Here is a 13,641-nt window from a genome sequence, read left to right on the forward strand (position 1 = left end):
CGTGCCGAGACCCCGGAAGCGGTTTTTGCTGAGGAGGCTCGGCCGAACGTCCGTGGAAAGCGGAGCAGTTCCCTTCACCCTCCTGCACCACAACTTAAATGACTGAGCATCGTAAATCTTAATTTGTATGAGAATAGCAACAATCTTTGCGAAAACAGCCTAAAAAAACACCCCGTTCGGGTGTTTTTAAGTTTCTAAACTTTCAAATCGTACCGGGTGAATCCTCTGTAAACATACATACCTGCTTTTTGGTAGACAATGGTGGCGTCGGTGTAGCTATCACTGTCGACGGAGAGTGCGGCGGTTTTCATTCCCCGTTCGTTCAGTTTTAAAAAGGCATAGGAAAGAAGGAGATGGGCTAGCCCTTTTCGACGCCAGTCCTTCCTGATCCCGAGATGGGAGATTTCCCCTATTTCAGTTTCCTCATTAACAGAACAAAGGATAAATCCAACCATATCGTTTTCTTCTTTTAAGAGATACCATAGTGTAGGATCAAATGATGGCCGTTGGAATCTCTTAATGAATTCCTGAAATTCTGAGGGGTGATAATCAAAATGATCTGAGAATACGTCCTCAAATGTCTCATAAAGAGACTGTGCTTCAGTATCAGGGTTGAATTCAGAAATTCGATAAGAAGAGGGAATCGACGGATTGTCCAAACCTTCGAGATTCTTTTTCATCTGAAACCAGTATCGGGTCGGAGTAAATCCAATTTTTTCAAATGTCCTCTTCTCTGCATCGAGATTTGCTGATAATATAATTGTTTTGGAATCGGAAATATGTTCTTTTCGGGCTCTAGCTGATTTGATTAATTCTGTTGCCATCTCTTCGATATACATACCAAGATTCTCGTCAGGCTTGCCTAAAATCAAAGAAGGTAGGCGGTGATCTTTTTCTGTCAAAATGGAAACTGCCACCAGATCCCCATCTTTCCAAAGTCCGATCCGATCTCCTGCAGGTATGAATTCAAGGATTTCCTGTAATTCCCCTTCACTTGTTTGCACTTCACCATATACCTCATTTTCATAGTTCATAAAGAGCTTAACAAGCGATGGTTTATCCTCCTTGGATATGATTCGCTTACTATATGATCCGTTCATATTTTACTCCCCGTTTAATATTAAATTTCCCAGCAATTTGATCGAACGATGTGAGGATTTGAATGATCAAAAAAAAGCTGATTTCTCCCGTGAATGTGGGAGAAATCAGCTGGAAGAAGGATTATACTTCTTCAAAGTACTCTTTGTAAAAGCCACCCATTTTTCCACTCTCATCGATCACGAAGAAGTAATCTTCTGATTCATTCTTCACTTCGTATTCTTTTCCAACGGTGAGAACATTAGCAACTGTGTATTTTTTGGCATCAGTATGTACACATTTTACCTTTTTATTAGTATTGTGCTCAGTCCAAGTCTTATGGATCACATCAACAACCTCCTTTTAATGAGAACTATGCTACTAGTATATTCTTACAGGCTCATTTGTTCAACTACTATCCTGCGGCATTGTATCTATTTCGTTTCTCTTCGATTGATTCATTAAAAAAGTAATTTGTATATTTTTCACAAAATCTGTCACATCTATCTTTTTATATGGTATATTATAGGAGATTAAATGTTTGGAGAGGTTAGGTACAAGTGAAAAAAGAATTAACCAGAATGGGAATGATCTTCTCTTTCATGCTGATTGTCTATATGAGTACACATAGACCAAGTGAAGCCCAGTTCTACTCATGGCTCTTGAAGGAATATAATATTGAATGTCATGAATCAATAACGTGCACGAAAAAATCAGAGGGCAATTCATACACAACACTGATCGAAACAGGATCAAATATTAAGAACGGATACCTTCTGTTCAACACGATCGGCAAGATCTATGAAGATGAGAATGGCTCAAGAATCACTGTTAAAGCGATGGGTATGTTTGGGAAGTATTTTACAATCATAATTGATGAACAAGGCTGATGGCAAATCAACACTTCCATCAGTCTTTTGTTATTTTCGGTATCTTACTTTTTTCCATTTTGTAGTGAGTGTACTTTTTTTCATGATGTGTATGAGTACGTATATAATGATTGAGATAAAAAGGATAGCAAAGAAGATTCCTGCTTTTACACTCACTTCCTCTAATATCGCCTGAAATCTTTTAGGAAAGTACCGTCCAATCTGAAAATAGATAAATCCCCATACGAAAGCTGAAGGAAGGGCATATAGAAGGAATTTCATAAAGGGGATTCCCTTTGACGCACCTGCAATGTAAGGCATGAATAATCGGACACCAGGTATAAAATAGCTGAACGAAATGGCTAAAGGGCCATATTTATGCAACCAGATCTCTCCATTTTCAATCAGTTTTTTTGATTTTTTCCCCTTCATCATACGAGAAGTTACCTTTGAGCCTAAATACCTTCCATTCAAGAAGGCAAAAATCCCATAGGAGATTAACCCACTGTACATAAAGAAAAAAGAGGTGTAAGGGTCAAAATGTCTCCATTCTGAAAGATATCCCGCTAATGCTGCAGCCAGTTCGTTTGGTACCGGTAAGCCTACAAATACAACCCAGCTAAAAAGGAACATGGCCAAATATCCAATTTGATCTACCAACTCAAGTAAAAAGTCCATCACACACCTCTTTTCACTTCCTGCGATTCGTTCCGCCCATTGAGATTCCTAGACGCTTACCAATGAATCACCCGCTTACGGGAGAGAAAACCATTTCAGAATAGAATTAACTTAATGGATTTACCTGTTTAACTTGGCTTTAAAAGATTCTGTACTTGTTCCTTTGTCATACCTATTTCCGTTAATTGTTTTTGTAACTTTTCATGGTATGCCATGCTTACGTGAGGAAGACTCCCTCGAAGGATTTCCCTTGCGTAATGATCGGGAGGACATGTTTCTTCATATTTCGCTTTTACAATAAAGGTCAACACATCTTTATGGCGGGTACCGTCAATTGTAATGTCAATGAAAGCGGCTCTGTACCAGCCAGGTGTCACACCCTCCCTCGTAAACAAGTATTCTACTGCCTGCTGAGGGATTTCATAGACGACGCCTTCCATTGTCCCGCCATCTTCTACAATGTCTCCTCGACCTCCATCATCAACTTGAAAAAGATATTTCATCGTATAACCTTCCAATTCACCGGCACCAAGGCAGTTTGCGAAATAACGATCTACTCCAGCTTTTTTAAAGCGATCATCATCCATGCAGGAACCGTATGCAAAATAAAGGGTTCCTTCAGGTTTTTCCTTTAGATATTGATGAACTTTCCAGTCCCCTGAAGGAATTTCTTCTTGAAATAATGCTTCGTTTTCAGAATAATATACAAACGCTTCATATTCTCCTGTATCAGTAGCAACTTTTTTTATCTTCCGAATATAGAGGTTGTCTTCTCTGCCTTCCAAGAAATCCTCAAGTTCATCCACTTTTGATAATATATCTGAGTTAATCTTATACAATTCTCCATAGACTCTTCCATCTCCTTCTCTAAGGGCGGGATACCCTCTACTAGTCTCGTAAAGAACTCCCTCAACCCAGGCTTGCTCCCTGATTAATAAAGATTCCTTCAATAGTGTATGATTACTTTCATGTCTTCTTAACGTACCATAAACAAAAATGTACACCGTTTTACCCCTTCCCCTTGGTTAACATAACTTTATTATTGTGAAACAATGAAATTTACTTTTCTATATTTTATCAAATGGCCGATCAAATTTCAGTTAAACATACTCAAAGAATAGGGATATAGTGTAATAGGGCATTCCTGTCATGACAGGAATGCCCTATGGGAAACGCTTTCAATTATTCAGTTACTTTTTGGTATGGCCGTTTGTCTTGCCTGCTCTCTTAATCGGAATTTTTGTATCTTTCCAGAGGCTGTCATTGGGTAAGAATCAGTAAATTCTATATACCTTGGAATTTTATGTCGGGAAATCTTACCGGTACAATACTCTCTGATTTCTTCAGACGTTGCCTTGTGACCTTCTTTGAGAATGATCCAAGCCATGACTTCCTCACCATATACCTCATCTGGGATGCCAATTACTTGTACATCCAACACCTTAGGGTGGGAATAAAGGAACTCTTCAATTTCTCTCGGGTAAATATTCTCACCACCTCGAATGATCATATCTTTAAGCCTTCCGGTAATCCTGCAATATCCATGTTCATCCATAACGGCCAGATCACCTGTATGTAGCCAGCCTTGATCGTCGATGGCAAGTCTCGTAGCCTCTTCATTTTTATAGTACCCTTTCATAACATGGTAGCCCCTGGTACATAATTCACCCTGGACTCCATTTGGTACTTCCCGGTTTGAACCAGGTTCCACGATCTTCACCTCAACATTCGGAAGTGCTTTTCCTACGGTCTCTACTTTTAATTCGATCGGATCATGAGTGCGTGTCTGTGTGATCACCGGTGATGACTCGGTCTGGCCATAGGCAATCGTGATTTCATCCGCTCCCATTTTATCCATGACACCTTTCATTACTTCAATTGGACAATTGCTTCCTGCCATGATACCGGTACGCAGATGAGACAAATCGTATTGATCGAAGTCAGGGAGATTCAGTTCTGATATGAACATGGTCGGTACTCCATGGAGTCCCGTACATTTTTCATCCTGTACGGTCTTTAAGACCTGACGAGGATCGAATTCCTGTAATGGAACCATTGTAGCTCCCACGGAAACACATGCAAGTACACCTAATACACACCCGAAACAATGAAAGAATGGAACAGGTATGCAAAGACGGTCTTTTTGACTGAGCCTCATGCACCCGGCTATGTTATAACCGTTGTTTACGATATTGGAGTGTGTGAGCATGACCCCTTTTGGAAATCCCGTCGTCCCCGATGTATATTGCATATTAATAACGTCTTGGGGGGAAAGGCTTGAAAGTCTTTCGTCCAACTCTTTGTCATCGGTTTCCTTCCCTTTGTCCAAAATATCCTGCCAGCTATATGTACCCGGATAGGAATTCTCCCCCAGAACAATGACGTTTTTCAAAAAAGGAAGTTTTTTACTCATTAATTCCCCCGGCTTGCAAGAGTTTAACTCCGGACAGATTTCATATAACATGTCTATATAAGACGCACCTCTGAAGCCTTCCATTAGAATGATCGTCTGACTGTCAGACTGCTTTAACAAATATTCTAATTCCGCGGTTCGATAATTGGTATTCACGGTTACCAGGACCGCGCCCATTTTACCTGTTGAGAATTGGCTCACTAACCATTCTGGAGTATTTGATGCCCATATGGCAATGTGATCCCCTTTATCGATACCCAGCTTCATGAATCCTTTTGCAGCCTGTCTGCACAGTTGATTAAATTCATGATATGACCATCGCAATCCTCTGTCCGCATAAACGACTGCCTCGATATCAGGCTGAATTCGTGCTTTTTCTTCAAGAAGTTCCCCTACTGTAGTGTGTAAAATCTCCGACAAATGAATATCCCCCTTTACTTAGACCGAAAGATGCTTGGAACCCTGCGAGCGTATGTAATCCTTGAGGTGAAAAATTTAGTTCCCTATTCGTGTATATTATCACAAAAATTTAAATTTTCAAACTAATCAATCCACCTTTATGCTTTAGAAATTTAAGTAGTTTAGTAAACTACAAAATTCCACAATATAAAAATGGTTTAACTAAACATTATAGACAAAAATCGCCTCACCTAAACCAAAATCAACAAAATAACTAAAAATACAACTTTTGACGTGATTTACGAAAAAACTCTTTTCAAATGTAGGTTTTCTATGTAGAATATATAGAAAATATAGAAAATTCTATATTTTATACATTTCCTGGGAGGTTGGTCATGAAAATCTTAAGTAATGAACAGTTGGTGGCAGCTTATCGTGATGCTGAGAAACAAGGGAATGATCAAGACTGGATTATGCTTCTTAAGAAAGAAATTCGTAACCGTGGATTAAAACCTTTTAGGAAATCTTGACTGTTTAAACATAATTAGAATTCAAGGCTTATATCTCACCCCCTGAGATACCATTGTGATGACAGACCCAAATTTATTTGAGTCTGTCTTTTTTCATTTCCTTCGATCCATGATATTCCTCGATTTGTTTATATTGCTCACTATCGAGCAGTCCCAACTTATGAAAAAAATAGGAATATTGAATGATTTTTTTTGAATGATACGGTTTCATAATTACACCTCTCTAATTTGTCCGAAAGTTTCCCGAAGTAAACTTTATTATACTTATCCATATTTTATGTGATTGGTGAAAAATGGTGAAAAAAAAAGCTGACTCATAGACCTAAAATGGTCATATGAATCAGCCAAACATTCATCTATCACTATTCAATCAGAATGAATTAACCTTCAAGAAGCAAATCTTCCGGGTTTTCAAGTAAGTCTTTAACCATTGCAAGGAAGCCTACAGCTTCTTTACCATCAATGATTCTATGGTCATATGATAATGCAATATACATCATCGGACGATTCTCCATTGTATCTTTATCAATGGCTACAGGACGGAGTTGAATTTTGTGCATTCCTAAAATTCCGACTTGAGGTCCATTTAAGATTGGAGTAGATAAGAGTGAACCAAATACTCCACCATTTGTAATGGTGAATGAACCACCTTGAAGATCTCCTAAAGATAGTTTATTGTTTCTTGCCTTAGTAGCAAGTTCCATAATTTCGCCTTCAATTTCTGCAAAATTCTTGCGTTCACAATCGCGTACCACAGGTACAACCAGTCCATCATCCGTTGATACGGCTACACCGACATCATAGAATTTCTTCAGGACAATTTCATCCCCATCGATTTCAGCATTTACATAAGGGTATTTCTTCAGAGCCGCAACGACCGCTTTAGTGAAGAAACTCATGAAACCAAGTCTTACATCATGGTCATCGAAGAATTTGTCTTTTTTGCGTTTGCGGAGCTCCATGACTTTGCTCATATCGATTTCATTGAACGTCGTTAACATGGCAGCAGTTTGCTGAACCTCGACTAGTCGTTTCGCAATCGTTTGACGACGACGGGACATTTTCTCACGTACTACCGGCTTTCCATCATCTTTCTTAGCAGGCGCTTTCTTTTCCTGTGGAGAAGGCTTGGAAGCTTCAGCTGGCTTATTGCTATAGGCCTCGATGTCCTGTTTACGTACACGGCCAAGTGGATCTGTTGGTACATCCGAGAGGTCGATGCCTTTTTCACGTGCTAATTTACGTGCAGCCGGAGAAGCGATTGGACGATTCTTTTTGTCCTCTTTCACAGGTGCTTCTTCTTTCTTGCTCTCTTCCTTCTCTTCTTGTTTAGTAGCCTCTTCTTTTGCTTCAGGAGTGGAAGGAGCTTCTCCTCCTGCACCAACGATGGCAATCACTTGCCCAACTTCAACGGTATCGCCTTCATCGGCTTTCAGTTCCTGGATCGTACCAGCTTCTTCTGAAATGACTTCAACATTTACTTTGTCCGTTTCAAGCTCGACAATATATTCGCCTTTTTCAACATAATCCCCAGGCTGCTTCAACCATTGGGCAATCGTACCTTCTGTTATTGATTCTGCTAATTCTGGAACTTTAATTTCTGCCACTGTGATGTCCTCCTCTTTCTTATCGGGTTAACGCTTCTCTGATAATCCGTGATTGTTCTTTTTTGTGTACAGTCGGTTCACCTTCTGATGGACTTGAACGTCTGCGGCGGCCGACATAATGCACTTCTACACCCTCTGGTGCAATATCCCTGAGGCGTGGCTCTGCAAAGGTCCATGCGCCCATATTCTTAGGTTCTTCCTGGATCCAGACCAATTCTTTAAGGTTTGGATATCTCTCTAATATGGCAGTGATATCCCCTTTAGGAAACGGATAGATTTCTTCGACTCTAAGAATATGCAACCAATCTTTATCTTCGATATCCTGTAGCTTCTCTTCTAAGTCGATGGCAATTTTACCACTGCATAATACAATCCTTTCAACTGCATTCGAATCTTCCCCAAGACCCTTTTGCTCAAGGACTGGATGAAATTCACCATGTGCCAATTCTTCAGCTGTGACAGCAGCATACTGATTTCGAAGTAAGCTTTTCGGCGTCATGATGACCAGTGGTCTGACTTCATCTTTTTGTAAGATGGCAGCCTGACGCCTTAAGATATGGAAATATTGACCGGCTGTTGAACAGTTAGCGACAGTCCAGTTATATTCGCCACCAAGCTGTAAGAATCTCTCCAGGCGGGCACTTGAGTGTTCAGGACCCTGTCCTTCATATCCATGAGGGAGAAGCATGACAAGACCTGTTTTTTGGCCCCATTTTGCACGTCCGGCTGAAATGAATTGATCAAACATCACTTGTGCCATATTTGAGAAATCTCCAAATTGCGCTTCCCATAGAACCAGTGTTTCAGGAGCAAACACATTGTACCCATATTCATATCCGACAACCGCGGTTTCAGTAAGAGGGCTGTTGTGCACGACAAAAGATGCGTGGCTATCCTTGAGATTGTGTAAGGGAATATATTCCTCACCTGATTTCTCATCATGAAGCACCAGATGGCGCTGAGCGAATGTCCCCCTCTCAGAGTCCTGACCAGTCAACCGGATTGGGGTACCATCCTTTAAAATCGAAGCAAAAGCAAGAGTTTCTGCATGGGCCCAATCGATTTTCCCTTTTCCTTCAAATACCTGGCTGCGTCTCTTTAATATGCGCTCTAATTTCTTGAACACATTAAAGCCATCCGGCCATTCAAGCAATTCACTGTTCAGCCCTTCCAGCTTATCGAAATCGACGCTTGTATTGATTTCCGGCAGTCCATTCGCTACATACTCAGGAGGAGCAAGAACTGTATCGGGATCATCGTCCTTCGCAGGCACCTTTTCATACGCCGCTTTTAATTCTTCTTCAATTTCAGTATCCATCTTTTCGATTTCTTCTTCTTTTAAAATCCCCTCGGAGATAAGCTTATCTGCATACATCTTCTTCACATTCGGGTGATTCTGAATGATTGAATACATCAAAGGATTCGTCACCATCGGTTCATCCATTTCATTGTGACCAAAACGGCGGTAACCGATTAGATCAATGACAAAATCTTTTCCAAATGTTTTACGATATTCATAGGCAAGGACTGCAGCTGCGAGACAGGCTTCTGGATCATCTGCATTGACGTGCACGATAGGCACCTCGAAACCTTTTGCAGTATCAGATGCATACTTTGTCGAACGTGAATCACGGCTTTCAGTTGTGAAGCCAATCATATTGTTCGCGATAAGATGAATTGAGCCACCAGTATTATAACCTCTCAGTTGACTCATATTTAATGTCTCTGCTACCACACCCTGGCCAGGAAATGCCGCATCTCCATGAATCATCACTGCATATGATGATTCAGGTGACTGCTCAGGATATCCTCTGTCTTCACGGACTTCCTGAGCTGCACGGGTATATCCTGCAACGATCGGGCTCACGACCTCCAAATGACTTGGATTGTTGGCAAGCGTCACCCTTGCACGTGCCGTAGGTGACTGTTGGGGAGATATTTCCCTGTCTGCTCCCAGATGATACTTGACGTCTCCTGTCCAGCCAAAGGTGATTCCGATGGAACCTTCAGAAGGTATTAAATCCTTGCTTGGTGCATGCTGGAATTCTGCAAAGATCATTTCATACGGCTTACCGATCACATGTGCCAATACGTTTAAGCGTCCCCGATGGGCCATTCCAATGTTGACCGTTTTAGCTCCAGATTCAACAGAATAACGGATCATCTCGTCAAGAAGTGGAACCATTGTATCCAATCCTTCAATCGAGAAGCGCTTTTGTCCTACGAATGTACGATGAACATATTTTTCAAATCCATCCACTTGAGCAAGGCGCTTTAACAATGCGACTTTTTTATCCTTTGATAGAGGAGCGAAATAGGATTCCGATTCAATCTTTTCCCTTAACCAGTTCTTTTCTTCAAGTTCATGCACATGAGCATATTCAAAAGCTAATTTATTTGTATAGACTTGTCTTAAATGATTGATCGCCTCGAGCCCATCCTTAATATGGGAAGGTGCATTCGGACATAAGAAATCAACCGGGATCTGCTTTAGATCTTCTTCGGTCAGGTTGAACTCCGAAAGTTCGATTCTTCTAGTATCCTTATTCCGATCATTCAGGGGATTAATATCCGCAGCCAAATGACCATATGTACGAATATTATCTGCTAATTTAACCGCAGCCACCATTTTGCTCAGAGCGGTTGGCTGTTCTGGTAATGTGAATGACGAATCACCGTGTTGAGCGCTAGCGATGACCTTGACATCTTCAACGGTGGGAGGTCCCCATTGTTCAAATAATTCCTTCAGCTCAGGATCTACCTCAGTTGGATCTTCAAGGAATTGTTCATAAACCTCCATCACATAACCCAGGTTTGGTCCGTAAAACGATTGCCACGGTTCCCCATGTGCAGATTGCTTTTTCATTGTGAAAAACCTCCAACTATTTTGCCAGTTAGTATAATTTGGGTATCATGTATTCTTACAGTTCACTTATCGTTTTTCATTATGCAAGAATAGTAATTTTTACTGCATTAAAACGCTTACAAGGACATTTTATCACTGTGCAGTGGTAAGATAAAGTCTTTATAACAAATTTCTCAAAATTTTGTTTTCCACATTTCACATGCGGCTATTACTTATATTCCCATAATAAACATTGGGAAAACCCTTTCTTAAATCGACTATTCTGAAATAATATTCTATTAAGCGCTTTCTCTTTCACCTTCTTGTATCCCGTGAGGGTACTTTTTTCATAAACCATCTTACTACTGTTACCTAAAAAAACCAAATATTTTTTGCTGATTTCATGTATTTTTTATTTTGTTAGAAATTTATAGAGTGATAGATACAGATTTTTAGGTTGCTGGCCGCATCTTCAGCTTGAAAAATGAACTCATCGCCCACCCATTGCATAGTATAAAACTAAAAGCAAATCAACCAATACAGTTTAAAGTGAGGTGGTTCACATGTTCCCATGGAGTTTATTTCCTTTCAATAAAGGTATGAAAGATCAAATGAACCAGATGAACCCGAAAGAAATGGATTCCTATATACAAGGAATGATGCAGAAAATGTTCCCTGGCGGTTGGGAGAGCATGATGAATCCTAATGATATGATGAATGGGGCTCAATCCTTCATGAACCCTATGGGGAATCAGGGGCAAAAAGAGAAGAATGAGAAAGGATACCATTCCCACTCCTCATCCATTCCAGTAACTGTCTTTGAAACATTTGAAGATATTTATATACGTTTTCATATTCCGAACGAAGAATGGATGAAACACCTGAAAATCTTCCACACCTCCAACCAGGCAATCATAGAAAACATCCCGGGGAGTGAAGAAAGACAAGTGATCACTCTTCCTTGTTTAGTAAAGAAAAAAGGGGCTGTGGCTCAGTTCAAGGAAGGAATCCTGGAGCTCAGGATCCCTAAGAGCATTGATATGCAGTACACAGAAATAGACGTCTCAGAAAAATATTGAGACGTCTATATATGAAGTGAATATTCATCGGACGTATTTAAGGGATAGCCGGATAACAGTTCCATCTGGTTGGTTTCTAAAGGCAGTGATGTATCCCTCATAGTTTTGGATTAGTTTTGATGCAATGGCCAATCCCAGTCCATATCCGCCCTTTTCCCGGCTTCTCGCCTTATCTACGCGGTAGAAACGATCAAAAATCTTAGGGAGATCTTCTTCCGGAATACCGATCCCCTCATCCTTTACCTCTACGATTAGTTCCCCCTGATGATCCGAAAGCTTCACTTCGATGGTGGAATGTTCATCTGAATACTTTACGGCGTTATCCAGGAGGATGATCATGATCTGCTCCAGATGCCGTGGCATGATGGCAACCAAAGCTTCCCGGTCTAATTCATCCAAGGATGCGAACGTATAGTTCTTATGAAGGAATCTAAAGTCCCTTATCACTTTATCCACTACTTTCTGAACGTTCGCACGGGCATTTTCCAGATCGAAATTTTCCCGGTCCGCCCTTGAGAGCTCCAGCAATTCACCCACAAGGCGCTTCACTCTTTCCAGTTCTTCTAATGATACTTGTAAAGATTCCTCCAGGATGGTTGGATCTTTTTTTCCCCAGCGGTTCAGTAAAGCAAGATGCCCTTCAAGTACCTGGATGGGGGTTCTCAATTCATGGGAAGCATCTTCCACGAATTGCTGTTGTTGTTGAAAGGATTTTTCGATTTGGCTCATCATCTTATTGAAGATCTGTGACAAATCACTGATTTCATCATGAGCCTTGACGATCTCGACTCTTTCATGAAACCCTTTCCGTTCAATCGATCTCATCGTTTCGGAAAGCTTATTCAATGGTCGAACAAAGCTTTTCGCCATGAAATAACCAACGACTGCGCTGATCAGGAGTGCCAAAATACCAGTTATAGTCATCATCCAGAAAAGGTTTTTCTTAATCTTTTCATAACGGTTCAACGGCTGAATGATTTCTACATATCCATTGAACTCGCTTGATTGAATCGATGAGCGTCCGATAAGCATCTTTTTCCCCTCGGATTCTATCAATGCCACAGATTTGGACTTTGCCTGCTGAAAGGGTACATAAAATGAAGCTTCATTTTCCCCTTTGATTTCCAACACTTGATCCCCTTGGTGATCCAAAATCCTTATTGTCTGGTCCTTTTCTGCAATTTGTTTCATCAAGTCCCGGCTATCATAAATGTCCTGAAGCTGAATATTGGGTCCTCTTTGTTTAAAAAATACAGAAATTTCATCCAATACCCGTTCAAAATTGTTTTCCTCTTCATCAAGCATCCATTTATTGATTGCATGATATTGAAAGAAACTGAACAGAAAAAATGCAAGGAATATGGCTGAGCCCGCGGCCAGAGCCCACTTCAGCTTAAGTGATGAAGGGTTCAAACGATTGAGGAATGTATTCATGTCCTCATCACATAACCCGTCCCACGTACCGTTTGGATATAGCTATCTTCGCCAGGTGAATCAATTTTATTCCTTAAATACCTCACATACACATCCACGACGTTCGTTTCTACTTCAGTGTCATACCCCCATACCTTGTTCAGAAGAACTTCTCGGGTCAACACAATATTCTTGTTTTCCAAAAAGGCGAGTAAAAGGTCATATTCCCTCTTCGTCACCTCAATTTCTTCTTCAAGCTTAAAAACCTGTCTGGACTCTTTGTGTACAGTGATATCCCGGAAATGAAAGGTAGTCTGGGTGACCACCGTTTCCTCTTTTATTGCACGCCTGAATACGGCCCTGAGTCTAGCTAACAATTCTTCAATTGCAAAAGGTTTGACAATATAATCATCCGCCCCGCTGTCAAGCCCTGATACACGGTCCATTACACTGTCCCTTGCCGTTATCATGAGTATGGGAATGGACTTCACTTGACGTATTCTCCTGCAAACTTCCAGACCATTCAAACCTGGGAGCATCAAGTCCAAAAGGATGATGTCCCACTCCTCTTCCAGTGACTTTTCCAAACCATCCCTTCCGTCATATGCGAGACCCACATCATAACCCTCATATTTAAGTTCCAGTTCGATAAAACGGGATAGATTTTTTTCATCTTCAATGACCAAGATCCTTTTCATACAATCACCTGCTCTAAAGCTTCTTACATGTTA

13 protein-coding genes are annotated in these 13,641 nt (G+C 40.7%); 3 read left to right on the forward strand and 10 right to left on the reverse strand.

Going from position 1 to position 13,641, the window contains the following annotated elements; genetic code table 11:
* Positions 1–194: 194 nt before the first annotated feature.
* Together SLH55_RS09360 and SLH55_RS09365 are read right to left on the reverse strand one after the other, a co-directional pair.
* Positions 195–1,100 (reverse strand): GNAT family N-acetyltransferase, encoded by a 906-nt coding sequence (locus SLH55_RS09360; protein ID WP_219168133.1) that lies wholly within the window; start codon positions 1,098–1,100, stop codon positions 195–197.
* 121 nt (positions 1,101–1,221) lie between these two features.
* On the reverse strand, positions 1,222–1,425 hold the full coding sequence (locus SLH55_RS09365) for a DUF6501 family protein (RefSeq protein ID WP_219168134.1): 204 nt from the start codon (positions 1,423–1,425) through the stop codon (positions 1,222–1,224).
* Positions 1,426–1,637: 212 nt separating this feature from the next.
* On the opposite strand from SLH55_RS09365, the gene SLH55_RS09370 reads away from it, so the two are divergent.
* Positions 1,638–1,967, forward strand: coding sequence for a hypothetical protein (locus SLH55_RS09370; RefSeq protein ID WP_219168135.1), 330 nt, complete (start codon positions 1,638–1,640; stop codon positions 1,965–1,967).
* Positions 1,968–1,997: 30 nt separating this feature from the next.
* Here the strand turns inward: SLH55_RS09370 and SLH55_RS09375 are convergent, their stop codons facing one another.
* The 3 genes from SLH55_RS09375 to SLH55_RS09385 all read right to left on the reverse strand — a co-directional run bounded on the left by SLH55_RS09375 (position 1,998) and on the right by SLH55_RS09385 (position 5,448).
* On the reverse strand, positions 1,998–2,624 hold the full coding sequence (locus tag SLH55_RS09375; protein ID WP_219168136.1) for a DedA family protein: 627 nt from the start codon (positions 2,622–2,624) through the stop codon (positions 1,998–2,000).
* Positions 2,625–2,752: 128 nt separating this feature from the next.
* Positions 2,753–3,628 carry a gamma-glutamylcyclotransferase gene (locus SLH55_RS09380; RefSeq protein WP_320323298.1) on the reverse strand — a complete coding sequence of 292 codons (876 nt, stop codon included), beginning with the start codon at positions 3,626–3,628 and terminating at the stop codon, positions 2,753–2,755.
* A gap of 182 nt (positions 3,629–3,810) precedes the next feature.
* On the reverse strand, positions 3,811–5,448 hold the full coding sequence (locus SLH55_RS09385) for an AMP-binding protein (protein ID WP_219168595.1): 1,638 nt from the start codon (positions 5,446–5,448) through the stop codon (positions 3,811–3,813).
* Between the two features lie 383 nt (positions 5,449–5,831).
* Here SLH55_RS09385 and sda point away from each other — a divergent pair, with 383 nt between their 5' ends.
* Positions 5,832–5,966, forward strand: a complete 135-nt coding sequence (gene sda, locus SLH55_RS09390) for a sporulation histidine kinase inhibitor Sda (RefSeq protein WP_201715126.1) — start codon at positions 5,832–5,834, stop codon at positions 5,964–5,966.
* 73 nt (positions 5,967–6,039) lie between these two features.
* Here sda and SLH55_RS09395 read toward each other — a convergent pair whose 3' ends face one another.
* From SLH55_RS09395 to SLH55_RS09405, 3 genes are all read right to left on the reverse strand, one after another.
* Positions 6,040–6,177, reverse strand: coding sequence for a hypothetical protein (locus SLH55_RS09395; protein WP_219168138.1), 138 nt, complete (start codon positions 6,175–6,177; stop codon positions 6,040–6,042).
* 169 nt (positions 6,178–6,346) lie between these two features.
* Positions 6,347–7,573, reverse strand: coding sequence for a 2-oxoglutarate dehydrogenase complex dihydrolipoyllysine-residue succinyltransferase (gene odhB, locus SLH55_RS09400; protein WP_219168139.1), 1,227 nt, complete (start codon positions 7,571–7,573; stop codon positions 6,347–6,349).
* Between the two features lie 19 nt (positions 7,574–7,592).
* On the reverse strand, positions 7,593–10,439 hold the full coding sequence (locus tag SLH55_RS09405; protein ID WP_219168140.1) for a 2-oxoglutarate dehydrogenase E1 component: 2,847 nt from the start codon (positions 10,437–10,439) through the stop codon (positions 7,593–7,595).
* A 542-nt stretch (positions 10,440–10,981) separates the two neighbouring features.
* Between SLH55_RS09405 and SLH55_RS09410 the strand changes: the two genes are divergently transcribed.
* Positions 10,982–11,497, forward strand: a complete 516-nt coding sequence (locus tag SLH55_RS09410; protein WP_219168141.1) for an Hsp20/alpha crystallin family protein — start codon at positions 10,982–10,984, stop codon at positions 11,495–11,497.
* Between the two features lie 24 nt (positions 11,498–11,521).
* On the opposite strand, the gene SLH55_RS09415 is transcribed toward SLH55_RS09410, so the two are convergent.
* Both SLH55_RS09415 and SLH55_RS09420 read right to left on the reverse strand, forming a co-directional pair.
* Positions 11,522–12,931: a HAMP domain-containing histidine kinase gene (locus SLH55_RS09415; RefSeq protein ID WP_257475065.1), complete on the reverse strand. Its 1,410-nt coding sequence runs from the start codon at positions 12,929–12,931 to the stop codon at positions 11,522–11,524.
* Positions 12,928–13,608 carry a response regulator transcription factor gene (locus tag SLH55_RS09420; protein ID WP_219168142.1) on the reverse strand — a complete coding sequence of 227 codons (681 nt, stop codon included), beginning with the start codon at positions 13,606–13,608 and terminating at the stop codon, positions 12,928–12,930. The genes SLH55_RS09415 and SLH55_RS09420 overlap by 4 nt, the downstream gene beginning before the upstream one ends.
* Between the last annotated feature and the right edge of the window lie 33 nt (positions 13,609–13,641).

The sequence above is a fragment of the Rossellomorea sp. YZS02 genome, assembly GCF_033963925.1.
In the GTDB taxonomy this organism is placed as follows: domain Bacteria; phylum Bacillota; class Bacilli; order Bacillales; family Bacillaceae_B; genus Rossellomorea.